Origin of the sequence: Streptococcus oralis (assembly GCF_023110435.1) — a bacterium.
GTDB lineage: Bacteria > Bacillota > Bacilli > Lactobacillales > Streptococcaceae > Streptococcus > Streptococcus oralis_CF.
This window is the reverse complement of sequence record NZ_JALDWB010000001.1, coordinates 112,334-137,037: the sequence shown is the minus strand read 5'-3', so window position 1 is coordinate 137,037 and position 24,704 is coordinate 112,334. Positions and strand designations below refer to the sequence as shown.

22 protein-coding genes and 3 pseudogenes are annotated in these 24,704 nt (G+C 40.8%); 8 read left to right on the top strand and 17 right to left on the bottom strand.

The window, feature by feature from the left end; all coding sequences use genetic code 11:
- Positions 1 to 12: 12 nt before the first annotated feature.
- From M1F97_RS00665 to recJ, 11 genes and pseudogenes are all read right to left on the bottom strand, one after another.
- On the bottom strand, positions 13 to 618 hold the full coding sequence (locus tag M1F97_RS00665; RefSeq protein WP_247943869.1) for a nitroreductase family protein: 606 nt from the start codon (positions 616 to 618) through the stop codon (positions 13 to 15).
- A gap of 185 nt (positions 619 to 803) precedes the next feature.
- Positions 804 to 1,328 carry a hypothetical protein gene (locus M1F97_RS00660; protein ID WP_247943868.1) on the bottom strand — a complete coding sequence of 175 codons (525 nt, stop codon included), beginning with the start codon at positions 1,326 to 1,328 and terminating at the stop codon, positions 804 to 806.
- A gap of 151 nt (positions 1,329 to 1,479) precedes the next feature.
- Positions 1,480 to 2,325 carry a metallophosphoesterase family protein gene (locus M1F97_RS00655; RefSeq protein WP_247943867.1) on the bottom strand — a complete coding sequence of 282 codons (846 nt, stop codon included), beginning with the start codon at positions 2,323 to 2,325 and terminating at the stop codon, positions 1,480 to 1,482.
- 54 nt (positions 2,326 to 2,379) lie between these two features.
- On the bottom strand, positions 2,380 to 4,059 hold the full coding sequence (locus M1F97_RS00650) for an AAA family ATPase (RefSeq protein ID WP_247943866.1): 1,680 nt from the start codon (positions 4,057 to 4,059) through the stop codon (positions 2,380 to 2,382).
- Positions 4,056 to 5,033, bottom strand: a complete 978-nt coding sequence (locus tag M1F97_RS00645) for a hypothetical protein (RefSeq protein ID WP_247943865.1) — start codon at positions 5,031 to 5,033, stop codon at positions 4,056 to 4,058. The genes M1F97_RS00650 and M1F97_RS00645 overlap by 4 nt, the downstream gene beginning before the upstream one ends.
- A 77-nt stretch (positions 5,034 to 5,110) precedes the next feature.
- Positions 5,111 to 5,203, bottom strand: a pseudogene (locus M1F97_RS09195) (metallophosphoesterase family protein); the annotation flags it as partial.
- Entirely contained in the window at positions 5,193 to 7,037 is a 1,845-nt protein-coding gene (uvrC, locus tag M1F97_RS00640; protein WP_247943864.1) for an excinuclease ABC subunit UvrC, read from the bottom strand. The gene uvrC and the pseudogene M1F97_RS09195, both read right to left, overlap by 11 nt.
- A gap of 100 nt (positions 7,038 to 7,137) precedes the next feature.
- Positions 7,138 to 7,839: a M57 family metalloprotease gene (locus tag M1F97_RS00635; RefSeq protein ID WP_247943863.1), complete on the bottom strand. Its 702-nt coding sequence runs from the start codon at positions 7,837 to 7,839 to the stop codon at positions 7,138 to 7,140.
- Positions 7,840 to 7,944: 105 nt separating this feature from the next.
- Entirely contained in the window at positions 7,945 to 8,724 is a 780-nt protein-coding gene (locus M1F97_RS00630; RefSeq protein WP_084925643.1) for an alpha/beta hydrolase, read from the bottom strand.
- Positions 8,725 to 8,792: 68 nt separating this feature from the next.
- The gene (locus M1F97_RS00625) at positions 8,793 to 10,454 is read right to left on the bottom strand and encodes a ribonuclease J (protein ID WP_084925641.1); all 1,662 of its coding nucleotides are present in this window, start codon (positions 10,452 to 10,454) and stop codon (positions 8,793 to 8,795) included.
- Between the two features lie 174 nt (positions 10,455 to 10,628).
- Complete coding sequence (recJ, locus tag M1F97_RS00620) at positions 10,629 to 12,851, bottom strand: single-stranded-DNA-specific exonuclease RecJ (RefSeq protein WP_247944307.1); 2,223 nt, start codon at positions 12,849 to 12,851, stop codon at positions 10,629 to 10,631.
- A gap of 176 nt (positions 12,852 to 13,027) precedes the next feature.
- On the opposite strand from recJ, the gene M1F97_RS00615 reads away from it, so the two are divergent.
- The 5 genes from M1F97_RS00615 to M1F97_RS00595 all read left to right on the top strand — a co-directional run bounded on the left by M1F97_RS00615 (position 13,028) and on the right by M1F97_RS00595 (position 16,860).
- Entirely contained in the window at positions 13,028 to 13,786 is a 759-nt protein-coding gene (locus M1F97_RS00615; protein ID WP_247943862.1) for an amino acid ABC transporter ATP-binding protein, read from the top strand.
- A gap of 10 nt (positions 13,787 to 13,796) precedes the next feature.
- The gene (locus M1F97_RS00610; RefSeq protein WP_247943861.1) at positions 13,797 to 14,591 is read left to right on the top strand and encodes a transporter substrate-binding domain-containing protein; all 795 of its coding nucleotides are present in this window, start codon (positions 13,797 to 13,799) and stop codon (positions 14,589 to 14,591) included.
- 12 nt (positions 14,592 to 14,603) lie between these two features.
- Positions 14,604 to 15,281 carry an amino acid ABC transporter permease gene (locus tag M1F97_RS00605; protein ID WP_247943860.1) on the top strand — a complete coding sequence of 226 codons (678 nt, stop codon included), beginning with the start codon at positions 14,604 to 14,606 and terminating at the stop codon, positions 15,279 to 15,281.
- Positions 15,282 to 15,290: 9 nt separating this feature from the next.
- The gene (locus M1F97_RS00600) at positions 15,291 to 15,950 is read left to right on the top strand and encodes an amino acid ABC transporter permease (RefSeq protein ID WP_169446517.1); all 660 of its coding nucleotides are present in this window, start codon (positions 15,291 to 15,293) and stop codon (positions 15,948 to 15,950) included.
- 127 nt (positions 15,951 to 16,077) lie between these two features.
- Positions 16,078 to 16,860, top strand: a complete 783-nt coding sequence (locus tag M1F97_RS00595; protein ID WP_169446518.1) for a DUF4037 domain-containing protein — start codon at positions 16,078 to 16,080, stop codon at positions 16,858 to 16,860.
- Between the two features lie 68 nt (positions 16,861 to 16,928).
- On the opposite strand, the gene M1F97_RS00590 is transcribed toward M1F97_RS00595, so the two are convergent.
- From M1F97_RS00590 to M1F97_RS00580, 3 genes are all read right to left on the bottom strand, one after another.
- The gene (locus M1F97_RS00590) at positions 16,929 to 17,951 is read right to left on the bottom strand and encodes a YdcF family protein (RefSeq protein WP_247943859.1); all 1,023 of its coding nucleotides are present in this window, start codon (positions 17,949 to 17,951) and stop codon (positions 16,929 to 16,931) included.
- A gap of 67 nt (positions 17,952 to 18,018) precedes the next feature.
- The gene (locus tag M1F97_RS00585; RefSeq protein WP_247943858.1) at positions 18,019 to 18,456 is read right to left on the bottom strand and encodes an Rrf2 family transcriptional regulator; all 438 of its coding nucleotides are present in this window, start codon (positions 18,454 to 18,456) and stop codon (positions 18,019 to 18,021) included.
- Between the two features lie 56 nt (positions 18,457 to 18,512).
- Positions 18,513 to 19,355 carry a metallophosphoesterase family protein gene (locus M1F97_RS00580; protein WP_169446521.1) on the bottom strand — a complete coding sequence of 281 codons (843 nt, stop codon included), beginning with the start codon at positions 19,353 to 19,355 and terminating at the stop codon, positions 18,513 to 18,515.
- Positions 19,356 to 19,552: 197 nt separating this feature from the next.
- Here M1F97_RS00580 and M1F97_RS00575 point away from each other — a divergent pair, with 197 nt between their 5' ends.
- From M1F97_RS00575 to thrS, 3 genes are all read left to right on the top strand, one after another.
- Entirely contained in the window at positions 19,553 to 19,927 is a 375-nt protein-coding gene (locus tag M1F97_RS00575; RefSeq protein WP_247943857.1) for a hypothetical protein, read from the top strand.
- Positions 19,928 to 20,189: 262 nt separating this feature from the next.
- The gene (locus M1F97_RS00570) at positions 20,190 to 20,813 is read left to right on the top strand and encodes an AAA family ATPase (protein ID WP_247943856.1); all 624 of its coding nucleotides are present in this window, start codon (positions 20,190 to 20,192) and stop codon (positions 20,811 to 20,813) included.
- Positions 20,814 to 20,823: 10 nt separating this feature from the next.
- On the top strand, positions 20,824 to 22,767 hold the full coding sequence (gene thrS / locus M1F97_RS00565) for a threonine--tRNA ligase (RefSeq protein ID WP_247943855.1): 1,944 nt from the start codon (positions 20,824 to 20,826) through the stop codon (positions 22,765 to 22,767).
- Between the two features lie 152 nt (positions 22,768 to 22,919).
- On the opposite strand, the gene M1F97_RS00560 is transcribed toward thrS, so the two are convergent.
- The 3 genes and pseudogenes from M1F97_RS00560 to M1F97_RS09190 all read right to left on the bottom strand — a co-directional run.
- A complete protein-coding gene (locus M1F97_RS00560) occupies positions 22,920 to 23,969 on the bottom strand; it encodes a DUF389 domain-containing protein (protein ID WP_247943854.1) in 1,050 nt (349 codons plus the stop codon).
- Between the two features lie 278 nt (positions 23,970 to 24,247).
- Positions 24,248 to 24,549, bottom strand: a pseudogene (locus M1F97_RS00555) (DUF898 family protein).
- 55 nt (positions 24,550 to 24,604) lie between these two features.
- Positions 24,605 to 24,703, bottom strand: a pseudogene (locus M1F97_RS09190) (peptide ABC transporter); the annotation flags it as partial.
- Position 24,704 lies beyond the last annotated feature (1 nt).

Genomic DNA, 24,704 nt, shown 5'->3' with positions numbered 1-24,704 from the left:
TTTTTCTTCCTTCTATCTTTTCTCGATGATTTCATCTACTGGCAAGCGGTAGCTTGGTTCCAATTTTTCGTCTGTGTAACCCACTGTAATCAAGAGTTCTGGGCGAAAACGGTCTTCGATGTTCAAAACCTCATTGGCTTTTGATTTATCAAAACCAAGTATAATGTTTGAACCAATTCCCTGGTCAGTCAGTGCAAGAACCAAGTTCATAGCTACTAGTCCTGCATTAAGAGCCAAGTAGTCGCTGACTTGTTGTTCATTGTAACGCGCAAACTCGGCAGGCAAATTTTTCATGTAGTATTGAAGTTGCTCTTCAGAAAAATTATTAGCACCACCAACACGGGCAATCTTGCGAGCACGTTTGGCCAGGTCTGTATCGGTAAACAAGGCAATGGTTACAGGTGCTGATGATACCTGCTCAAAGTTCGAACCATAAGCCAATTTTGCCAATTCAGCATTTTTCTCACGAACGACCACAAATTTCCATGGCTGGCTGTTGTGGGCACTTGGGGCCAAGGTTGCGATTTCGATAGCCGTACGCACATCTTTGGGATCCACTGGCTTATCAGTGAAATGCTTAGTCGCATGACGTTTTTTATTTAATTCAAGAAATTTCATAATCGATTTCCTTTTCTAATTCTACTTCTTCCATTCTACCATATTCTGAAAGAGCTTGCAGAGATTTTTCATAGAGTTAGTACTTCTTTCAAACTCTCTGCTATTAATTTGGAGCTATTTAAGTAGGTATCGCTTTAGATTTGAAGCAATCAAAAAGCAGGTGATCGAACACCTACTTTCTTATATTATTGACCAGATGTATATGGAGCAATTGCTTTATAAGCCGCTTCCAGCGCTTTCTTCATTGTGTCACGTCCAGTTTTCAACTGTTGAACAAATAGAGTACGCGTTTGTTCTGGCACTACTGTATCATCAGAACCAATACTTGAAAGGCTTTCGTTAAATGACTCTCTTACAGTCTCCATAGACTTAAGCGCTGGTTCAACTTGGGCGTTATATGCTTCTTTTCCACTCTCTGGAATTTTTTCCCCAATTTCAACTGCATGCTTTTTATAATTGTCGACTAGTTTACCAAAGACTTTCTTCACATCTCCAACAGTTTTAGCATTGTCAATTTCTTCATCGGTGATCAAAACAACCTCATTATTTTCTGTCTTTGAACTAGACGTTGTTGATGAAGTCTCTGAAGAAGAAGTTTGTTCTACAGAGCTTGAAGTCTTAGTCGAAGAATCAGACGTTGTTTTCCCTGAACATGCTGCTAAAACAACAAGAGATAAAAGAGCCATACTGGCTGTAATAATTTTCTTCATAATGTTCTCCTTTATATTAAGAATTAAGTTCATTGTATAACAAAATAATTTCAATGTCAAACTTTAGCTAAGCCATCTTTTCTTCCTTATCGTCTGACTCTCTTCTAAACAATTCGGCTACCACCTCACTTCAAAATATGGGCTACCCGCTTTATTTCTCACTTTGCAAAAAATCAAAATAATTCTTTACATCCTCTACATACCCATACTTTTCTATTAAGCTGGCTAAGAGTTCTAGATTGTGCCCCCGATAGTTGTCATCTCGGCGTAGCTCTTCATACATTTCGATAAAGGGAAGGCCCTTGGACTTGGCCAATTTCAACTCCGCTTCATAGTCATAAGCGACTTTACGAAATAGGATATTGACCAATTCCCCATCTTCAACTTCTATCACGGCATACTGGGCACGGTGATTTTTTAACGCCTCCCAGTTAAAATAGGGCATGCCAATCGAACCTGGATTGATGATTTGTTGCCCTTGACTGCCATAACGAAGCAACTGCTTGTGAACATGACCATAGACTGCCACGTCGGTTTCCGCATCTAGCAGTTGGTCAAATTTATCTGTATCATTCCCAACCAGTAGATCCCCACCATAGTTTTTGTCAGGTAAATTATGAGAGATAGAAAAGCGCAGCCCCTCAACTTCTTTCTTTTCCAGCAAAGGCAAGCTTCGTAGCCAGACAATCGTTGCAGGATCCATTCGCTCCATCAAAAACTGAGTCATTCGCATTGACTGGATTTCTTGTGGATCTTCCAAACCGTATTCACCATCCAAGGCCTCAAGGACACAATCATCCCAATTGCCTCGAACACTGGCTGTGATAGGAAGGTCCTTTAGCAGGGCTACCAAGTCATTTGCACCTGGACCAGGGAGGAAAATGTCTCCCATAAGCCAATATTCACTGGCTCCTTGAACTTTGGCATCTGCAATTACTGCTTCTAAGGCTGTCGCATTGCCATGAATATCTGATAAAATTGCGATTTTATGGTTCATCTTAACACTTCCTATTCTTTGGTTTTGCTATTTAAAATAATTTATGTACAAATACTATTTATCCGCATTGGCACTACTTATATTTGCTTCAATCATGGCTCTGACCTGCTGGCGTTGTTCCTCATTTAGATTCAACTTCTGTAATTGTTTTTCAATACTAAATTCTGAGGTATTGTATTTCTTATCATACATCTCTAATAATTTATTACGAAGAATAGGCTCGCTGATTAAATGAATTTCTTTTAATAGTTCTTCTTCATTTCCTTCCTGCTCCTCTTCTCCATTAAGTCTTTCAATCATAGAATTAATCTTCGCTAAGGCAAAATCACCATAAATATTATCAATCAAATTTTCCTTCATGATTTCTTGTATATTTTTAGCGAAAGTATTTTGTAAAACTTTTCCTTCTGAATATCCCGTTTCTTGATTTTTTTCAATCATAATCACATTTCCTGGTTTAATATCAGATAACATATAAGGAGAGTGAGTTGTGAAGATGAGCTGGAAGTTCATTCCTCCTATTTTGTTGATTTCATTTATATAGTTAACTAAAAAGTTTATTAAGCTTCTAGACCATTCGAGGTGCATACCCGATTCTAATTCATCCACTACTAATTGACATGTCCCTTGAGAGGGATTCATTTGTAACCACTTTACATAACTTATCACTTTTAATATATTTGTTTCACCAGTAGACATATTATAATAAAATTCATCTATTACTCTAAAACCATAGTACTCCAAATCTAATGCATTCTTTTCTAATTTTTCATAGTCTAGATACAGTTTTTCAAATTCGATGCGATTATCAAAATTCTTTTCTCCATATCCAATCTCAACTATCCGACTTTCCATACTATCAATGTATTCTTTTATCTTGTACTCATGAATAAATTGCTCTAAATAGTTTAGAAAATCGACTAATGAATTTATAAAGTCTTTCTTTTCGTCTTCTATTTCTTCATTTATTTTATCAAATAGTGGCAGATACTTACCATCTACAAAATGTCTTTCAATCTCTTCATCGCTTAAACCAAGCTTGAACACATTACGAATATTCACAATTACCGTCCAAACAAGACAGAAAAAAAACTCTTTCTCTTCCAAATCGTTCAAAAATTTTTCTGGAATACTATACTTACTAAGTCCAAAACTAAATTTACATGACGAAGAAACTAATCCTCGAGAATATAATACCTCATAAGCTTCAAAGATACCATTCAACATATACCATTTAGAAGATTCTGCTAAGTGAACATCTAATAATGATACCCCTCCGAATCTTCCGCTTGGACGTCTATCTTCGTTCATGATATAATTCAACTTATCTCTCTTTTGAGCATCACAGTATCCACTTATATCAACTTGATCCGTTGCTAGATCTTCTATAGTAATTGAATTTAAATCATACTTTTCACCTCTTAAATAAAACTTTCCATTAGTATCTAAATACACATAGAAAAATTGATTTATATCTTTGTTTTGATCTTCCGCACGATGATAATAGCCTATCAGATTTAAAATAGTGCTTTTTCCCACACCATTTATCCCAACTATTGGTGAAATATTATAAATAGACTCTCCATAAAAATTTTCAATATAATCTGGATTTTTATCAATTTTTAATTCATTCGTTTCAAAATCAAAATTTACTTTATATTCGTCTGAAAAATTAAAAATCTGATTCTTAAAAAGCTCATCATACTGTTTAATCACCAAAGCAATTAATTTCATTCTTCTTCTCCTACTAGTCCAATTTCTTTGCTAATATCTGTAACCATTTTTGAAAGTGGTCTTTTCCCATAATTTTCTTTGTCTGTGTAGTGACCTGTTATAAAGCGATTCACCTCAGCCTTGCTCAATTCAAGGTTGGTTTGATTTAAGATTTCTGACAAACCCTCTCTATAACTATCTGTATATACTTCTTTTTTCCAAATCAATTCATTGACCACATCAATGTGGCTTTGATATAGCTCCTCTATACCCAAATCACGAATTCCATTTTCAAAGTTAATATCATAAGAAACAATTTTGATTTTAATCTCATCGACAGACTTTGGAATGTATGTAAACTTTACATCATCGAGTGGAAAACTAGTATCATAAGGACTATATTCTAAATTCTTATTTGATTTCACATGATTACAACTATAACAACTAGGAATTAAATTATAAAATGAAACCGCAAATAGTGGATAGCTGTCTTTTGAAAAAAAGTGGTCTAGTTGAGCAGTGTTTACTACTTCAGTCTGGCAGTTAATCTCTTGTTTGCAACTCGGACATTCATTTTCGACCTCATCAATTACAAATAAGTCTTGATTACAATTATCACAGTGGAGCATTTTATATGTTGAGTTTATATAATTACGATTGCAATATGGGCATACCGAAACATTCTTTAAATCAATTATCTTCTTCCTTAATTTTGCATCTATCTTGCTATAAGATTTTTTTAAATACTCTGCTAATCTAGGTTCTTTATCTATGAAATTATCCAATAATCCTTTATAATTCTTTAAGAATGAAAATTCATCCTTCATTATATTCAGAAAAGCATCCTGTTCACTCTCAAGTCCCGGTATATTATTTACAACCCAGTTATTTAACTCATCTTTAAATTCAGGATAATCTGTAAAATTTATTTTTCTATATAATTCCATGCAAAACTTTTCAACTTCAGACGGATTTGATTTTTCTATAGGTATCATAATTAACACTCCATTCTGACACACTTTCTTTTCATTATAGCACAAAAGACCGCTTACGCGGTCTTTACTTATATATTAACTATCCAGCTATCCAGAAGTCCTGCAATCACTGTTTCTAAGGCCGTCGCATTGCCATGAATATCTGATAAAATTGCGATTTTATGGTTCATGATGGTCTCCTTCTGTCTGGTAATCTACTTTTTCTTCCGCTACTTGAACCAATTCCACTTCTTCTGGGTTCAACTTCATCTGCACAGCCTCTGCGACAGCTCTGGGCACACCGACTTCTACAATCTCATCTACACTGGCTTCCTTGATTTTGGTCAAGGACTTGAAATGCTTCATGAGATTCTGCTTGCGTTTAGGTCCCAGCCCTTCAATTCCATCCAATTGGGATGAAAAGGAGTTTTTGGAGCGCAGTTGACGGTGAAAAGTAATGGCAAAGCGGTGCACCTCATCTTGAATGCGTTGGAGGAGGAAAAATTCCTGAGAATTGCGAGACAACTCCACCACCTCAAGCGGATCACCAAAGAGCAATTCATGGGTTTGGTGCTTGTCATTCTTTTGCAGGCCTGCAATGGGAATATCCAAGCCCAGCTCTTCTTGGATGACCTGCTTAGCAATATTGACTTGACCTTGCCCCCCATCAATCACAATCAAATCTGGTGGGGTCAAGCCCTCACGTTGAACTCGACCATAGCGTCTGCGAATAACCTCACGCATACTAGCATAATCGTCCGGGCCAACAACCGTTTTTATCTTGTACTTACGGTAATCCTTCTTACTCGGTTTACCATTGACAAAGACCACCATGGCCGAAACAGGACTGGTTCCCATGATGTTGGAGTTATCAAAAGACTCAATGCGAACTGGAGTCGGTATTTGAAGCAAGCGCCCTAGATTTTCAATAGCTCCCTGAGTCTTTTCGACAGATTTTTCTAGCAGATTAAACTTCTGCTCCAGACTAACACGGGCATTTTTTATGGCTAGATTGACCAGCTGTTTTTTCTCTCCACGCTGGGGCTTGACAATCTTGGTGTCCACCAAGGCCGTGACAGCTTCTTGGTCAATATCCTGCGGAATCAATACTTCATTGGGAATCAGGTGGGATTTTTCTTGATAAAATTGTCCCACGTAGGTCAAGAAGTCCTCATCCGGATCATTGTAGTAGGGGAAGAGATTGACGTCTCGCTCGATGAGCTTGCCCTGACGGACAAAGAAAACCTGCACACACATCCAGCCCTTGTCCACATAGTAGCCAAAGACATCACGGTTTTGGAGATCCTTGGCCATAACCCGTTGCTTGGTCCGAAGAGTGCCAATGGCCTGAATCAGGTCACGGTATTCCGCCGCACGTTCAAACTCCATATTTTGCGCTGCCACTGCCATTTTACTCTTGAGGTCATCGATGATTTTGTCATCCTGCCCTTTTAAGAAGTCAGAAACCTCCTGAGCCATGGACTTGAAATAGGACTCATCCTTCTTACAGATAGTGTGGGCCATACATTGACCGATATGATAATAAAAACAGACCTTAGACGGCGGATTGGTACACTTACGAAAAGGGAAAATCCGATCCAAGAGTCGCTTGATTTCATTGGCGGCCCCCACATCGGGATAAGGTCCAAAATAAAGACCTCCATCCTTCTTGACTTGACGGGTGATAATCAAACGAGGATAGCGCTCATTGGTAATCTTGATGAACGGATAGGACTTATCATCCTTGAGCATGATATTGTACTTTGGCTTGTTTTCCTTGATCAGGTTGATTTCTAGGAGAAGTGCCTCAATATTGGACTCAGTAACGATAAATTCAAAATCTACAATTTCAGACACCAAGGCCTCTGTTTTGGTATCATGACTGCCACGGAAATAGGAGCGCACACGGTTGCGCAGATTTTTAGCCTTTCCTACATAGATAATGGTGCCGTTTTTATCCTTGTGAATGTAGCAACCGGGGCTGGTCGGCAAGAGCTCTAGTTTTGATTTGATCAAGTTGTTCATAGTTCCATTATAGCAAAAAGGCCGTGACAGGACGAACAAAAAGCCCCACCAACCGTTTGATGGAGGAGCTTTGATTTCTTTCGGATTGCACCGACTTTATCTAGTCGCTACTGGTATAAAGTTCTTGAACAGCCTTCACATCCTGAGGCTGAATCCCATAGTAGGAGCCTGCCGGCTGCATAACAGAAGTCTCGTTAGTATGATCCAATCCGATGGCATGTCCCAGCTCGTGCTCCGCTGTATGCACGATCCGTTCATAGGAATATCCATAACTTGGATTGGATTGATAATAATGATTTAGGCGAACTGTTACAGATATAAATTGATTGGTCAACAGATTGGTTTGGCTCTCGGCTTGGCCAGCTACAGCTGTCGTTCCATCATTCATTTCACTTGCCACAATATCTGCCTGGCTAGGATCCGCAACCACCTCAAAGGTAAAGGCTCCCGTTTGATTCCAGTTTTTTATGGCTTCTGCATAGGCACCTTGGAAGGTCTCATCCATTTGAGGCTCAATATAGATGCGGGCTGAAGCCTGAGCCCACTTGCCTTCCGCGTGTTGGTGACTGTCTGTCTGAGACAAGACTTCCAGCCTTCCCGTTTCCTTCCATTGATTCCAGCCACCTTGACCAATCTGGCTCATTTTTTCAACCTGATTGATCGCAGAATGAAAATCACCTGTCAGATACCAAACTACTCCAAAGGCAAGGAGAACGATGATAACCAAGGTCCAAACCAGACGCCAGAAGAAACGCCAAATGCCCAAAAGAAATCGGAAGAATAATCGAACAATCCAGAACATGACACTCCACCTTTCATAAAAATAAGAATCTATCTTAAAATCAATGGTCTCCCATAATCAAGATAGATTCTCTATTTTACTCAAAAAACTGAAAAAAACCTAAAACTAAGATAAGCGCTCTTCCAAAACAAAGTTAATTGGTAGAGTAGCTAAAAAACGCTCCAATTGTTTTTCCCAGTAGTACCACTCGTGAGTGCCAGCACTATGACTATAGGTCACTTCAAAACCAAGCTTTTTGAGGTTTTTCACAGCGAGGTTATTGGCTGAGTAGAGATAGTCTTGTTCACCACACCAAGCCCAAAGTTTGGTTTTTTTATCCGATTTCGCAGCGATACTTTCAAGCGAATGAGGGCTAGCTGTCCAATCTTTGATTTCTCCAAAAACTCCTCTCCAGTAGGCAAGAGAGCCCAAATCCTGACTTTCAGGAGAAAATTCTTGAAAGCTGAGTGCACCAGAAAAACTAGCTGCATGAGAAAAACGATTGGTTGCGAGAGCTAGTTTGAAGGAACCATAGCCACCCATAGAGAGACCTGCAATGAAGGTCTTTTCTCGCTTGCTGGTCATATTGGGGAAGAAACGTTTCATAACCTGAGGTAACTCTTCTGCTAGAGCAGTAAAGTAGTCAAAACCATACTGGGTATCTGTGTACCAGCCATTGCTAGTATTGGGCATGATAACAATGAGATTGGTGCCTCGCAACAAGCGCTCGACATTGGTTCGCTTGAGCCAGCTATTCTGATTTCCTGACATTCCATGCAAAAGATAAAGGACAGGAATATCTTTACAATCTGGTTCAGTTACCCGACTGGCATCTGGATAGAGCACAGTAACGCCCCACTCCATATCCAAAACTTCAGAGTAATACTCAATATTCATAACTGCCATGGTTGTCTCCTTTTACTATTCTATAAGAAAAAGCCGAATTTCGACTTTTTCTGTAGGTATGCTGCTTATTATTTGGCTTCCATCACGACTGGCAAGATTGCTGGGCGACGCTTGGTTTGATCAAAGAGGTACTTGGTCAGATTATCACGAACCTTACCTTTGAGATCTGCCCAGTCAAAATCATCACCTTGAAGATATTCTTCTACCGTTTGGTTAATCAATTCAGAACTTTCACGGAGAATATCACGGCTCTTCTTGAGATAAACAAATCCACGCGTATGGACGCGAGCCTTAGCCACAATTTTCTTCTCACGACGGTTGACAGTGATAGCCACGATAAAAATCCCATCCTCTGACAAGACTTTACGGTCACGAAGGACAACATTTCCAACATCTCCGATAGCATTTCCGTCAATCAAGACATCACCTGCAGAAACTGATCCAGCTGGGACAAAGTCTCCATGTTCATAGGACATGGTGGTTCCCTTTTTAGGAATGAAAATACGCTCTGGTAACATTCCAACCGCCATGGCAGCCTTGGCATGCGCATCTAACTCACGGTATTCCCCTTGGATAGGGAAGAGATACTTGGGTTGCAAGAGATTGATCATCAACTGCAGATCACGCGCATTCCCGTGTCCTGATACTCGCAAACTTTGGGTAATGAGTTTCACTACACCACCAGCTTGGTAGATCATATTTTCCACACGCGCCATGACAGCTTCTTTAGCGATAGATGGAGTCGTTACGATATAAACTAGGTCACCGTCCTTGATTTCTACATAGCGATGGCGACCGATGGACATCTTACGAAGGCCATTAATAGGCTCACCCATACGACCAGTCTCAAGGATAATCAACTCATGGTCTTCAAATCGAGACATTTCTTTGGGTTTGATCAAGAGACTTTCGTTGGCTAGAGACAATTTTTTGAGTCGAATCGCTGTTCGAACAATATTTTCAACATCAAATCCCGTCAAAACAACTCGACGACCTGTATCCGCAGCAGCATCAAAGACCTGCTGGATACGAGAGAGGTTGCTGGCAACTGCCGCAACGATGATACGACCTTCCCAGTCCGCAATGGTCTGGGTAATTTCATCCCCAACTTCACTCTCACCCGCTACCTGGATATTGCTGTCCGCATTCGCCGAGTCACTAAGAAGAGCTAAGACACCTTCGCGGCCAATCTCCGCCAAACGACCAAAATCCGTCGCATAGGATTTACTAGCCGTCTGGTCAAATTTGAAGTCACCTGTATAAACGATGCTACCTTCACTTGATTTCAAGACAACTCCCAAACTTTCTGGGATAGAGTGAGTTGTACGGAAGAAGGAAACCACAGTCCCTCCAAAATCAATCTCTGTATCCTCATCTATCACATGGAAGTCATTGAATTTCTTGACCGTATCAATTCCTTTGACAAAGAGCTTCGCCAACTCGATAGTCAACTCAGAGCCAAACACAGGTACCTTAGCCTCTGCCAAGAGATAAGGCAGAGCACCAATGGCATCCGCATGTCCGTGGGTCAAGAAAACCCCAGCGATACGATCGCTATTTTCAAAAAGGTAATCCATGTTTGGAATGACGACATCAACTCCAAGTTGTTCATTTTCAGGGTATTTAAGCCCTGCATCCAAAACAAAAATAGATCCATTGATCTCAGCAATGTACATATTTTTCCCGTTTTCACGCACACCACCTAGTGTTGTTAAACTGATATTACTCATTTTTCCTCCGAAACCTTAGTTTATCTTGATTATAGGGTGGATTTACCCTCTTATTCTAAAAGCTCTAAAACTTTCAGCCGAATCTTTTCCTACCATTATACCATTTTTTTGATGATTTTCAAAATGAAGATTTGTTTCCAAAAAAGAGCTGGTTGCCCAACTCTTTCCTATCTTTTAGTTTTTCTCCATCAAAAAGTCATAAATTTCTTGCACCGTACCCAGCGCCATGATTTCTTGATTTTTTACGGTTTGTTTGAGATCTTGATATATCTGACTTTCCCCGATCTCCCGCTTGGGTGCTTCTTTGTTCACCTTCATGACACCATCTTTGATCATCACAAAACCTAGCTCTTCAAATACTTGAATCATCTTGACCAGCAAGATTTGTTGGATATTGAGATAAGCCGCCAAATCCTTGAGTTTATAGCGAATATCAAACTCTGGGAACTGGTAAATCGTCTTGTATAATTTGGCAAACTGCTCTCTAGTTCCATAACCTGTCAGATAATAGGCCTTGTCAATGTCATTTTTGAAATAGACCGCAGAGAAATTTTGTTCCTTAAATATAGTCTTAAGCAGTGTAATATCCTCAGGAATGGTTTTCACAACCACAGCATCACTGGTCACTAATTCTGGTAATTCTCCAGCAAAGTCCAAGACTGGAACCCCTTCTGGCAAAACTACATTCTTCCCACGAATGTTAAAGAGTTGAACACCCTCCACACGCGCATCTACCATCATCAACTGGAGGGCAGTTTGACCATTCCATTGATTGACAGACAGGGTGACTGCCAATTCTAAGTTTTTTGTTTGAGCAAACTCTGTCGCCCATCTACCTTGTCCGAAGGCTACCACTTCAAAACTCGCCTCACCCTTGGAAATTTTTAGTTTGAGGTGGGCATTGCCTGCTCCCATGGTTCTAGCACTTTCGACCTGAAAATCCTTGATATAAAAGACAGGTTTCTGATTGTCCATTCCAAAAGGCGCCAAGCGCTCAAAGCTTTTAACCGTTTCTAAACTAAGAGTCTCCAAGTCTAGCTCTTCATCTAGATTTAACTTGTTCTTACCACTAGCATCTGCGCCTTTTTCACGGATATAGTCTTCCAAGACCTGAGATAAATCTGAAAGTTTCTCAACTTCCAGCGTCATTCCCGCTGCACCAGCATGGCCGCCAAAGGCGATAAAGAGGTCTCGATGGGGATCCAGTGCCTCAAAAATATCGACCGCTTCCACACTACGAGCGCTACCCTTGGCACGACCATCTTCTATATTAAGAACAATGACTGTCTGCCCTAGTTCTTCCAACAAGCGCCCAGCCACGATACCCAGAACTCCAGGATTCCAACCCTCCTTGGCCAAGACTTGGACCTTCTTCTCAGGATCCACCATGGTCTTTGCTTCTTCGTAGATAAATTGTACGATTTCCTTGCGCTCTTCATTTTTCTGATGAATCATGAGGGCAATCTCATGCGCTTCCTCGTCGTCAAAGCCAGTCAACAAATCAATGGCAGGGTTGGGATCATCCAAGCGGCCTAAGGCATTTAAACGAGGGGCAATCTGAAAGCCAACCGTTTCTTCTGTCACTTCATTGGCAGCAATCCCAGCCATATCCAGCATTTCTTGCAGACCGATGCGCTGAGTATGCCCCAGCATTTCCAGCCCATATTGAACCAAGATACGGTTCTCATCCGTCAAGCTCACCATATCGGCAATGGTACCGATAGCAACCAAATCAAGCAGTTCCACTTGCACTTCTTCTAAAAGGGCGCAAGCCAGCTTGAAAGCCACTCCGCAACCAGCCAAATATTTGAAAGGATAGTCCGCATCTGGATGCTCGGGATGAACAATCGCATAAGCATCTGGCAAGATTTCAGGCATGGAATGATGGTCAGTCACAATGACATCCACTCCCATAGACTGGGCCAATTCAATTGCCTCGTGACCTGCAACCCCATTATCCACTGTCACAATCAAGGAAATCCCCTCTTGCTCGATAAAGTATTTATAAACACTGGCATTGGGGCCATAGCCATCGGTAAAACGATTTGGCAAATAAACACGGCACTCAGCGCCAAGCTGTTCCAAACTTTCCTTAACAATCGAAGCTGAAGTCATACCATCCGCATCGTAGTCTCCATAGATGAGAATGTTTTCCCCTTCTTCAATGGCCTGACGAATCCGTTCCACTGCCTTATCCATATCATGGAGCAGATAGGGATCATGTAACTCCTCTAAAGAAGGTTCTAAAAACTTCTTTAGACTTTCTTCATCCTGAATCCCTCTTTCAAATAATAACCGAGCCACCTCAGGACCCAGCCCAGCCTTCTTGGCTATCTTTGTAAAATCCGCATCTTCAACCTGCGGGGCAAACTGCCATTCATAAGTAGGAGTTATCAAAAAAACATCCACTCTTTCTAAGAATTCTATCGTTTCATTATAACACGATTTAGGCATTTTCTCTATCCAGATTGCTTTTTTATAACATTTTAGTGAATTTTTTCAGATATGATTTGACAAGAACATTCTTTTGGTGTAGAATCATGTTATAAAATCTAACACAAAGGAGATCTCTCATGGCTTTAGTAGAATTTAAAAACGTCGAAAAATATTACGGAGACTACCACGCACTCCGCGACATCAATCTCCGTTTTGAAAAAGGGCAAGTTGTTGTCCTCCTAGGCCCTTCTGGTTCTGGGAAGTCCACTCTTATCCGCACCATCAATGGTTTGGAGGCTGTAGACAAAGGAAGTCTTCTAGTCAATGGACACCAAGTAGCAGGCGCTAGCCAGAAAGATTTGGTGCCTCTTCGTAAGGAAGTCGGCATGGTTTTCCAGCATTTTAACCTCTATCCACACAAAACAGTGTTAGAAAACGTGACACTAGCACCCATAAAAGTTCTAGGAATTGATAAAAAAGAAGCTGAAAAAACAGCCCAAAAATACCTGGAATTTGTAAACATGTGGGACAAGAAAGATTCTTATCCAGCCATGCTATCTGGTGGACAAAAACAGCGGATTGCCATCGCACGTGGTCTCGCTATGCATCCTGAGCTCCTCCTCTTTGATGAGCCAACATCTGCCCTTGACCCTGAGACTATCGGAGACGTTCTAGCTGTTATGCAAAAACTGGTACATGACGGGATGAACATGATCATCGTTACCCACGAAATGGGCTTTGCCCGTGAAGTTGCTGACCATATCATCTTTATGGCCGACGGAGAAGTTTTGGTGGATACGACAGATGTCGATGACTTTTTCGACAATCCAAGCGAACCTCGTGCCCAGCAATTCCTCAGCAAAATTATCAACCACGAAAGTGATAAAGTCAAATAAGGAGTCACCTATGAAAAAGAAATTCTTTTTATCCGCATTATTGATCAGCCTTTTCAGCCTTGCTGCTGCCAAACCAGTCCAGGCTGACACCAGTGTCGCAGATATTCAAAAGAGAGGCGAGCTAGTTGTCGGTGTGAAACAAGACGTTCCCAATTTTGGCTACAAGGATCCCAAGACAGGGACTTATTCTGGTATCGAAACCGACTTAGCCAAGATGATTGCAGATGAGCTCAAGGTCAAGGTTCGCTACGTTCCTGTTACCGCTCAAACCCGTGGCCCACTTCTTGACAATGAACAGGTCGATTTGGATATCGCGACCTTTACCATCACAGAAGAACGCAAAAAACTCTACAACTTCACCAGTCCCTACTATACGGACGCTTCTGGCTTCTTGGTCAATAAATCTGCCAATATCAAAAGCATTGAAGACCTAAATGGCAAAACCATCGGAGTTGCTCAAGGTTCCATCACCCAGCGCCTGATTACTGAACTAGGTAAAAAGAAAGGTCTAACCTTTAAATTCGTCGAACTTGGTTCTTATCCAGAGTTGATTACTTCGCTTCATGCCCATCGTATTGACGCATTCTCTGTTGACCGCTCTATCCTATCTGGCTACACTAGTAAACGAACAGAACTGCTAGATGATAGTTTTAAGCCATCTGACTATGGTATTGTTACCAAGAAATCAAATACTGAGCTCAACGACTATCTTGATAACTTGGTTACAAAATGGAGCAAGGACGGTAGTTTGCAGAAACTTTATGACCGTTACAAGCTCAAACCATCTAGCCATACTGCAGATTAAGGAGGACACCCCATGACAGATTTATCATCTTGGACAGCCTATTTTCAGGATTTTGGGCAATTTTTCAATGGTTTCCTCTTCACCCTTGCCCTAGCGATTGGTTCCTTTATCCTCGCTATGGTTTTGGGCATCTTCTTTGGAGTCCTATCAACTAGCAAACATCAAATTTTAAGAATTTTGGCTCGTATCTTTGTCGAATTTTACCAAAACACCCCCCTATTGATGCAGTTTGTCATCGTCTTTTATGGTTTGCCTCTTATCAGTGACCATACCATCATGATTCCGATTTATTGGACAGCTGTTCTCTGCGTGGGACTCTATCACGGTGCTTATATCGCTGAGGTGATTCGTTCAGGGATTCAGTCTATTCCTAGCGGTCAGATGGAGGCCGCCTTGTCACAAGGTTTCACCTATATCAGTGCCATGCGCTTGATTATCTTGCCTCAGGCCTTCCGTATCATTCTCCCTCCATTGACCAACCAAATCGTTAACCTCATCAAGAATACCTCTACAGTTGCCATCATCTCTGGAGTAGACTTGATGTTTGTGACCAAATCTTGGTCGGCTCTCAACGGAAACTATATTCCAGCCTTTTTAGGTGCTGCCCTTCTCTACTTTGCCCTATGCTTCCCTGTTGCCCAGTTTGGTCGCAAGATGGAGCAAGCCAACAAAAAAGCCTATTCACTTTAGGAGGTTACTATGGAATCTATTTTAGAAGTTTTGACCCCAGATAACCTAGTCTTTATCTTTAAAGGATTTGGCTTGACCCTCTATATTTCTCTGATTGCCATTGTCCTTTCTACCCTTATAGGGACAGTGCTAGCCGTCATGAGAAATGGGAAAAATCCTGTCTTATGGATCATCTCCAGCATTTATATCGAGTTTGTACGTAACGTTCCCAACCTTCTCTGGATTTTCACCATCTTTTTGGTGTTTAAGATGAAGTCTACACCAGCAGGTATTACTGCCTTTACCCTTTTTACCTCAGCAGCCCTGGCTGAGATTATCCGAGGTGGTCTCAATGCCGTGGACAAGGGCCAGTACGAAGCAGGAATGTCGCAAGGATTCACTTCAGCTCAAATCCTCTACTACATCATTCTCCCACAAGCAATCCGCAAAATGCTACCCGCTATTATTTCTCAGTTTGTAACCGTGATTAAGGATACCAGCCTCCTCTACTCTGTTATCGCCCTGCAAGAACTCTTTGGCGCTAGCCAAATCTTAATGGGACGTTATTTCGAACCAGAGCAGGTCTTCAGTCTTTATATCTTGATTGCTCTGATCTATTTCAGCTTTAACCTAGCAATTTCAAGTCTGTCTCGCATGCTAGCCAAACGTTGGAAGCAAGCCGCAGAATAAAAATAAATGTGAACCAACAACAGGGGTTCACATTTTTTTGCTATAAATGAAAAGAGCAACCCAACACTATGCAAGCGTTTTACTTTTTGGTAAAATGACTTTAAACCATAAAGCTAGGAGAAAAATAATGATCCAAGAACTTTACAAAGAATTCTCTCAACTGGAACAAGTAGAAGCCATCGCTCTAGGTGGTTCACGTGCAGGACAAGACTATGATCAAACTTCTGATTATGATGTCTACATCTATCTCAACTCTCCCATTGATGAGGCAATTCGACAAAATATTTTGAGTAAATACTGCTCCTATATGGAAATTGGAAACCAGTTTTGGGAATTAGAGGACGACTGTGTACTAAACAACGGTATCCAAATCGAGTTGATTTATCGTTCGCTGGAGTCGTTTGAACAAGAATTGAACTCAACCGTTTTTCAACACAAAGCTCAAAATGCTTATACAACTTGCATGTGGCATAATCTACTCCACAGCAAGATTCTATACGATCCGAATGGAAACTATGCTTCGCTCCAAAGAGCCTACCAGATTCCCTATCCACAGGAACTCAAAAAGCACATCATTGAAAGGCAACTCCTTTTGCTAGAACAAGCCATGCCTGCCTTCTCTGTCCAAATAGAAAAAGCTATCAAACGTCAAGATCTTCTCAGTATGAATCATCGTTCAAGTGAATTTTTTGCTTCCTACTTTGACTTGCTATTTGCGCTCAATGAGCAAACCCATCCTGGTGAAAAACGGATGCTGGAGTACGCAAAGGCCAATTGTACTCTCCTCCCTAAGCAATTTGAAGAAACTATTCGCGACTATTTCCTACTACTCTACCAACCGCAACAAGGAAAGCAAGCAGTCGTAACCTTGCAAACTATCCTGAAGGAACTAAAAGCCATTTTGCCATAAGCAAAATTGAATAATAATGACTACATGAATTTTACAAAAAATCTCCTAACGGAGATTTTTTTCATATATTACCATAAAATACCCCTATAAGAGAAAATCAAAGCTAAAATCAATAAAATATAGAAGGCGATAAAAGTCCATTTTATCTTCACACATAGGGCAATATATTCTCTGATAAAGGCCGATGGGATATAGTAGGCGGCTGTACGGCAACCAAGACCATCTCCCTTCATCCCAATACGGCGAGCATAGGTACTGGTACGAAAAACATGGTAATCATTGGTCACAAAGAGAAAACGTGGACTGGTCACCAGCCTCTCTCCCATTTCTTTTGAGAAGAGAAGATTCTCATAGGTTGTCGTTGAGTCTTCCTCTAGGAGAATTGCTTCTCTCGGAACATCCGTCTCTTCCAGCAAATAATTACAAATTGCCTGAGCTTCGGAAATCTTCTCATCCCCACCTCGACCACCACTTGCGATGATTTTAACATTGGGATTGAGAGACTGGTGATAAGCTTCTACTGCCTTATCAATGCGACTCTTCAGTAAGGGAGTCACTTTTTCTCCATTCAACAAACCTGCTCCGTGAATGATAATAAAATCATAATATTTTTTCTTAGGAATAAAAAGATACAGGATAGAATAAAGCAGAAATCCTGCAAAGGCAAAACCAAAAATCAAATACGAATAAATCAAAAAGAAAAAGATAATATTCACTAGATGATTGGTGTAAAACAAGCCCTTGGTATCGCTCACTCGAATCGCCATGATCACAAAAAAGAATAGAATCACGCAGCCTAATCCTAGAGACAAATAGTTTGCCTTGGATTTTCCTTCTTTTTTCAATAACACAAATCCATTATAAATAAGGAAAAAACCACTTAGAAAAACTAAAAGAGGCAGCAGAAGAAAAATCCCTGCAAAGAAAACCATGTGCACTTCTTTCTGCCCAGCTTCGTAAAAAAGATTGGCAATAGACAGGTAAGAAAAGAGCAGAGACAAAAGCAAGAGAGCTGGATTCCAGAGACTGCGATTGTCCCTTAAAAACGAAACGAGAAAAAGTAGGACAAAAAATCCTGTGATAAAGTACATAGTCTCCTCCTTTGATGACTACATTGTACCATAATTGTGGCAATAGAAAAAGAGGAGTCTAGCCCTCTTATTTTACTATTCTTGCTTCTGCATCAGCCACAACCTGAGCCAGACTTGTCTGACGGAGTTGGTTTTCCATCGCTAGTTGGATATCCAGCAATTTTTGATCCAAGACTTCATGAATATTTGCTCCTACTGGACAGTTAGGGTTGGGATTATCATGGAAACTAAAGAGTTTACCAGATTTTCCTAAACATTCAACAGCCTGATAAACATCAAAAAGGCTGATATCTTGGAGGTCTTTGATAATCTCGGTACCGCCCGTCCCACGCGCAACTGATATCAGCTCAGCTTTTTTGAGTTGGGACAAGATTTTGCGAATAATGACTGGATTGACTCCAACACTGGCTGCGAGAAAATCACTGGTCACTTTGCTCTCTTGACTCTTAATGGCAATAATGATTAACATATGAGTCGCAATCGTAAATCGGCTTGAAATTTGCATCTTTTTCTCCTTTCACATCCTATCTGATACTCATTATACCCTTTTGTGTTGTAATGTCAATTATTACCACCATCTAGCCATGCATTCAACTCGGCATCATGCCCCTGTTCTTGGGCAATTTCATACAGAAGTTCCTGGTTATGAGTATGGTGAATCCCATTTACCAAACTTTCATAGTAGACCTGGAAATAGGGGAGCTTCAAATCCTTAGCCAACTGCAATTCGGCTTCTACATCATAATCCACTCGACGAAAATCAACATCAGACAAACCTGCCTCATCAAACTCTAAAATCATATATTGAGCCCGCAGGTCCTTACGCAACTGCGCATCTAAAAAGAAGGGTTGCCCAATGGATCCTGGATTGAGAATCAACTGTCCATCACTTCCGTAACGAAGCAATTGCTGGTGAATATGCCCATATACCGCGATAGAGGCATGCGGTTCCGTCACCAATCTATCAAAATCTTCTTGTTTTCCCGTATGAATCAACTCTCTACCCCAGTTTTTATCAGGGAGATGGTGAGTGATTCCTATCGTCAAATCACCAAACTGACGATGAACTTGCATAGGTTGATTGTTGAGGTCTTCGATTTCTTCAGGGCTAATCTCTTCTAAGATATACTGGCATTGGCGTAGGAGATAGCGATGACTCGCTTTTGTTGGATCTAGCTTGCGATGCAAACCACGCCAGAGACTATTCTCCCAATTTCCCAGCACTCTTGCAGTGATGGGCAAGCTAGCTAAGAGATCCAATATCCTTCTACGTCCTGTTCCAGGCATGAGAATATCTCCCAAAAGCCAATACTCTTCTACCTCTGCCACTCTTGCATCAGCCAGTACGGCTTCCAGAGCTGTCATATTTCCATGTATATCTGAAAGAACTGCTATTTTAGTCATTCTTTCTCCTCTTTTCCTCTTACTTCTTCTGTTAGTATTATAGCAGAAAACACTGCAAAAAATCACTATCACTACTTACCTGATCAACTTGTAAGAGCTTCCAAATCGTGCTATAATATAGGTAGAGAGCTCCCCTTCATTTAGGATTATGTGGTATTCAACCTCTCTCAATTTTTGCAGATTGGAGGACTATTGCCATGCGGAACTACCTTAAGTATATCCCATACTACCTTGTCATATTCTTCTTTTACTGGCCTCTCTATGAGTTGCTGTTACTGCTGATTTCTGACCCTTATACGCTGAAAGGACTTTACATTTATAACATCATCCTCTTTTCACCTTTGGCAACCTTCATCGTGTCCCTTCTTTATAGCTACCGTTTCCAATTTTCACTGTGGTGGCTACTCAGTATTGCTCTTCTCTATTGCTTTACCATCATCACTTTCAATGAATTCATTCTCGTTTATTTCCTAGCTTATGAACTCTTTGCCCTACTTGGTATGGCTTCAGGTTCAGGTATTAAATATATGCTCCAGCAAGGAAAAAATAAAAAACTTTCACAAAATCCTTGAAAATTCTCGCAATCATGCTATAATAATGCATAGAGACAAGTCACTTAGTCCCTTTCTACTAGAGAGTGCGTGGTTGCTGGAAACGCATAGAGAGTCTAAATTGATACTACTCTACTGACTTTTATGAAAACATAAAACGGTGGCCACGTTAAAGCCAATCAGAGGTGTCCCTCTTTTTTGAGGAACATAAATGAAGGTGGAACCACGTTGCGACGTCCTTTCGAGGATGTCGCTTTTTGTTTTGTCAGAAGGAGGAAGAACGATGCTTTATATGATTGGCGGATCGCCTTGTAGTGGAAAGTCAACAATTGCCTCACTTCTTGCTAGACAGTATCAACTACTTCATATCAAACTGGATGATTTGGTAGAAGAGATGATGAGTCAAGCAAGTGCAGACTCACAGCCGATTTGCCTTCTGAGACAGGACAGAAGTCCAGAACAAATCTGGATGAGAAATCCAGAAGAGATGGCAGACGAAGAATGGCGCTTTTATGAAGAGATTTTCCCTTATGTGAAATCTTACTTGATAAAAAATCAAGATAGGCCTCTCTTGGTGGAGGGGGCAGGACTTTTGCCTCACTTGGTAAAGGAGCTTGAATGCCCAGCATCTTCCTATCTATGCTTGACTCCGACAGCTGATTTTCAGAAAAAGCATTATAGACAGAGAGAATGGGTTCCTTATGTTTTAGAAGGAACAACCAATCCTGAGAAAGCTTTTGAAAACTGGATGCAACGAGACATTCTTTTTGCTCAAATGGTGCGTAAGGAAGCGATGAAATTAGGTTATTCTAGTCTCGTAACAGATGGTAGTCAATCAGAGAATCAGACTGCGGAAGAAGTTGCTCGGCTCTTAAAATTGTCCAACAAAAAAAGAATAAATATTTAAGGAGAAAACCATGATTAAGATTACTTTCCCAGATGGCGCTGTTCGTGAATTCGAATCTGGCGTTACAACTTTTGAAATTGCCCAATCTATCAGCAATTCCCTAGCTAAAAAAGCTCTCGCTGGTAAATTCAACGGCAAACTCATCGACACTACTCGTGCTATCACTGAAGATGGAAGCATCGAAATCGTGACACCTGATCACGAAGACGCTCTGCCAATCTTGCGTCACTCAGCTGCTCACTTGTTCGCCCAAGCAGCTCGTCGCCTCTTCCCAGACATTCACTTGGGAGTTGGTCCAGCTATCGAAGATGGCTTCTACTACGATACTGACAATACTGCTGGTCAAATCTCCAACGAAGACCTTCCTCGTATCGAAGAAGAAATGCAAAAAATCGTTAAAGAAAACTTCCCATCTATTCGTGAGGAGGTGACAAAAGACGAGGCACGTGAAATCTTCAAGAATGACCCTTATAAGTTGGAGTTGATTGAAGAACACTCTGAAGATGAGGGCGGTTTGACCATCTACCGTCAGGGGGAATACGTGGACCTCTGCCGTGGCCCGCACGTCCCTTCAACAGGCCGTATCCAAATCTTCCACCTTCTCCATGTAGCAGGTGCTTACTGGCGTGGAAATAGCGACAACGCGATGATGCAACGTATCTACGGTACAGCTTGGTTTGACAAGAAAGACTTGAAGAACTACCTTCAAATGCGTGAAGAAGCCAAAGAACGTGACCACCGTAAACTTGGTAAAGAGCTTGACCTCTTCATGATTTCACAAGAGGTTGGTCAAGGTTTGCCATTCTGGTTGCCAAATGGTGCGACTATCCGTCGTGAATTGGAACGCTACATTGTCGACAAGGAGTTGGCTTCTGGCTACCAACACGTTTACACTCCACCGCTTGCTTCAGTAGAACTCTACAAGACTTCTGGTCACTGGGATCATTACCAAGAAGACATGTTCCCTACAATGGATATGGGTGACGGGGAAGAATTCGTTCTTCGTCCAATGAACTGCCCACACCACATCCAAGTCTACAAACACCATGTTCACTCTTACCGTGAATTGCCAATCCGTATCGCCGAAATCGGTATGATGCACCGCTACGAAAAATCTGGTGCCCTCACTGGTCTTCAACGTGTGCGTGAAATGTCTCTCAACGACGGTCACCTCTTTGTAACTCCTGAACAAATCCAAGAAGAATTCCAACGTGCCCTTCAGTTGATTATCGACGTTTACGAAGACTTTAACTTGACTGAATATCGCTTCCGCCTCTCTCTTCGCGACCCTCAAGATACTCATAAGTACTTTGACAACGATGAGATGTGGGAAAATGCTCAAACTATGCTTCGTGCAGCCCTTGATGAAATGGGTGTTGACTATTTTGAAGCCGAAGGTGAAGCTGCCTTCTATGGTCCGAAACTCGATATCCAAGTGAAAACTGCCCTAGGAAAAGAAGAAACACTTTCTACTATCCAGCTTGACTTCTTGCTTCCAGAACGTTTCGACCTCAAATACATCGGAGCTGATGGTGAAGAGCACCGTCCAGTTATGATCCACCGTGGGGTTATCTCAACCATGGAACGCTTTACAGCTATCTTGATTGAGAACTACAAGGGTGCCTTCCCAACATGGCTTGCACCACATCAAGTAACCCTCATCCCCGTTTCTAACGAAAAACACGTGGACTACGCATGGGAAGTGGCTAAGAAACTTCGTGACCGCGGTGTTCGTGCTGATGTGGACGAACGCAATGAAAAAATGCAGTTCAAGATTCGTGCTTCTCAAACCAGCAAGATTCCTTACCAATTGATCGTTGGAGACAAGGAAATGGAGGACGGAACCGTCAATGTTCGTCGCTACGGCCAAAAAGAAACACAAACTGTCTCAGTTGATGACTTTGTTCAAGCTATCCTAGCTGATATCGCCAACAAATCACGCGTTGAGAAATAAAACGATCACAGTCTGAGAAACATTTTTCAGTAAGAAAAAGCAACAATTGAAATAGTTGTTGCTTTTTTATATTTTATTTAACCTGAGCTAGTAGTGATTGGTTAAACCACCACACAAGATTTGCTTTCATGAGTTAGATAAGTTGACTATCCTCAATCCTTGTCTGCTTCATTTTCTTTTACGATATCTTTTTGTGAATCCTTTTCAGAGAGTTTTTGATCGATATACTTGTCAATGGTTTCATAAAATTCCTTGGTCATCTCACTATCTAATTTTGTCGAATTATGGACTTGATTGACTTTTAATTGAACAGATTGAATACCGTAAGAGGCTTGTTTTTGATGGAGCGTTTCTAATTCTTCGTCTGAAATCGGATCTCCAACAACCGTTAAGACCAATTCATTGTTCCTTGACTTGTAGACTTGATTAATGACCGTGTGATTGGCGAACTCTTTTGCTACAAACTGTTTGATTCCTTCTTTTCGCGCTTGATCTATCGTCAGAGTGACTGCTGAATAACTGGCTGGAAGAACCAATAATACAATCAAGGATATCAAGCCAATTTTCATTTTAATGTTTAGCTCTTTAAATGAACTTAAGGGAGATTTTCTCATCAAAATTCTTGTTCCAACAATGTTGGCTAGCATGATAAAGACACAGTTGATCAAGAAAAGATAGAGAGCCCCAAATAAAAATCGTACATTTCCATTAGCTAAACCATAGCCTGCAGTACAGATAGGTGGCATCAGAGCTGTTGCAATGGCTACTCCTGGCACGATATTGTTTGATTCTTTTTTCCTTGACCCAATTACGCCTGCTATCCCACCAGCAATAGCAATGAGAACATCCCAAATGGTTGGAGAGGTTCGTGCAATCAGTTCGCTGCTTGCATAAGATAAGGGAGAAATCCAGAAATACAGAGTCGATACAAGCAAACTGACCAATACTTGAGTAAATAAAACCTCTAGAGATTGCTTGATTAAACGCGTATCAAAAATAGCTAAACCAAACCCCAGTCCAACAATCGATGTCATAAGAGGGGAAATCAGCATGGCTCCAATAATGACAGCTGTTGAATTCATATTTAAACCTATAGAGGCAATAAAAATCGCACACATCAAAATCACTGTATCTCTTAATCGAACATGAAGATCATCATATAATTTCTCACGGTATTCACGTGTTGAATAGTTTCCGGTCATTGGTTACTCCTTTTATTTCATATAATCTTGTTTCTGCTTGGATGATGGCAGAGAGACTTCTGTTCAATCTTACATATTTTTAATTCTCACCTGTTATTTTTTTGAAAATTATCCTTTAAGCATCCGTCAGTCTATCCTTAACATTATATCAAAAATTTTACAGTCTTTCTCTGGAAAAATATATCAATTTAAAAGATAGAGAAAGGAAGAAAATTTTGTTTCCTTATCCTAAAAAGAAAAAACGGTATCTCCTCTGAAAGAAGATGCCGTTTTAATCTTTAAACATGATTGGTGTGTTCGACAATCCATTGCTTCATTTTTATTTTCAACCAGAAGCCATAGACCCCAAATGTGATGATGCTTAGAAGAAACCACTTGATCCAGTTACCGAACAGTTGTGCTCCAGTCCCGTCAAAGTATAGACGTTGACCATCCACTACCGTATGTTTGGTTTTCAATTTTGCATCATGCAAACCGCCCAAGGTGTTGCGATCCCCAAGGTATGCCCGAAAATTATGGCTACTAAGATAGAGTATCCAATATAATCTAGGATTCCTCCGTCAAAATAACTTTCTTTCATTTTTGCATCTTTTATTTTTTGACTATATTCTAGTCGTTTCCTAGTGTAACATTTTTTACATCTGGACAATCTTACGGTAACTTCTAGACGTTATCATGAAAATAGAGATATCGACTAAAACAAAAATTCCACAGATGGATAAGGTTATCATCAAC

Excerpts from the sequence above, each read along its gene's own strand:
- M1F97_RS00575 (WP_247943857.1), top strand. The coding sequence starts at position 19,553 with ATGCGGAACTACCTTAAGTATATCCCATACTACCTTGTCATATTCTTC.
- M1F97_RS00630 (WP_084925643.1), bottom strand. The coding sequence starts at position 8,724 with ATGGCAGTTATGAATATTGAGTATTACTCTGAAGTTTTGGATATGGAG.
- M1F97_RS00605 (WP_247943860.1), top strand. The coding sequence starts at position 14,604 with ATGACAGATTTATCATCTTGGACAGCCTATTTTCAGGATTTTGGGCAA.
- M1F97_RS00665 (WP_247943869.1), bottom strand. The coding sequence starts at position 618 with ATGAAATTTCTTGAATTAAATAAAAAACGTCATGCGACTAAGCATTTC.
- M1F97_RS00610 (WP_247943861.1), top strand. The coding sequence starts at position 13,797 with ATGAAAAAGAAATTCTTTTTATCCGCATTATTGATCAGCCTTTTCAGC.
- M1F97_RS00615 (WP_247943862.1), top strand. The coding sequence starts at position 13,028 with ATGGCTTTAGTAGAATTTAAAAACGTCGAAAAATATTACGGAGACTAC.
- M1F97_RS00560 (WP_247943854.1), bottom strand. The coding sequence starts at position 23,969 with ATGACCGGAAACTATTCAACACGTGAATACCGTGAGAAATTATATGAT.
- M1F97_RS00650 (WP_247943866.1), bottom strand. The coding sequence starts at position 4,059 with ATGAAATTAATTGCTTTGGTGATTAAACAGTATGATGAGCTTTTTAAG.
- thrS (WP_247943855.1), top strand. The coding sequence starts at position 20,824 with ATGATTAAGATTACTTTCCCAGATGGCGCTGTTCGTGAATTCGAATCT.
- M1F97_RS00645 (WP_247943865.1), bottom strand. The coding sequence starts at position 5,033 with ATGATACCTATAGAAAAATCAAATCCGTCTGAAGTTGAAAAGTTTTGC.
- M1F97_RS00570 (WP_247943856.1), top strand. The coding sequence starts at position 20,190 with ATGCTTTATATGATTGGCGGATCGCCTTGTAGTGGAAAGTCAACAATT.
- M1F97_RS00580 (WP_169446521.1), bottom strand. The coding sequence starts at position 19,355 with ATGACTAAAATAGCAGTTCTTTCAGATATACATGGAAATATGACAGCT.
- M1F97_RS00635 (WP_247943863.1), bottom strand. The coding sequence starts at position 7,839 with ATGTTCTGGATTGTTCGATTATTCTTCCGATTTCTTTTGGGCATTTGG.
- M1F97_RS00625 (WP_084925641.1), bottom strand. The coding sequence starts at position 10,454 with ATGAGTAATATCAGTTTAACAACACTAGGTGGTGTGCGTGAAAACGGG.
- uvrC (WP_247943864.1), bottom strand. The coding sequence starts at position 7,037 with ATGAACAACTTGATCAAATCAAAACTAGAGCTCTTGCCGACCAGCCCC.
- M1F97_RS00595 (WP_169446518.1), top strand. The coding sequence starts at position 16,078 with ATGATCCAAGAACTTTACAAAGAATTCTCTCAACTGGAACAAGTAGAA.
- M1F97_RS00655 (WP_247943867.1), bottom strand. The coding sequence starts at position 2,325 with ATGAACCATAAAATCGCAATTTTATCAGATATTCATGGCAATGCGACA.
- M1F97_RS00590 (WP_247943859.1), bottom strand. The coding sequence starts at position 17,951 with ATGTACTTTATCACAGGATTTTTTGTCCTACTTTTTCTCGTTTCGTTT.
- M1F97_RS00660 (WP_247943868.1), bottom strand. The coding sequence starts at position 1,328 with ATGAAGAAAATTATTACAGCCAGTATGGCTCTTTTATCTCTTGTTGTT.
- M1F97_RS00600 (WP_169446517.1), top strand. The coding sequence starts at position 15,291 with ATGGAATCTATTTTAGAAGTTTTGACCCCAGATAACCTAGTCTTTATC.
- M1F97_RS00585 (WP_247943858.1), bottom strand. The coding sequence starts at position 18,456 with ATGCAAATTTCAAGCCGATTTACGATTGCGACTCATATGTTAATCATT.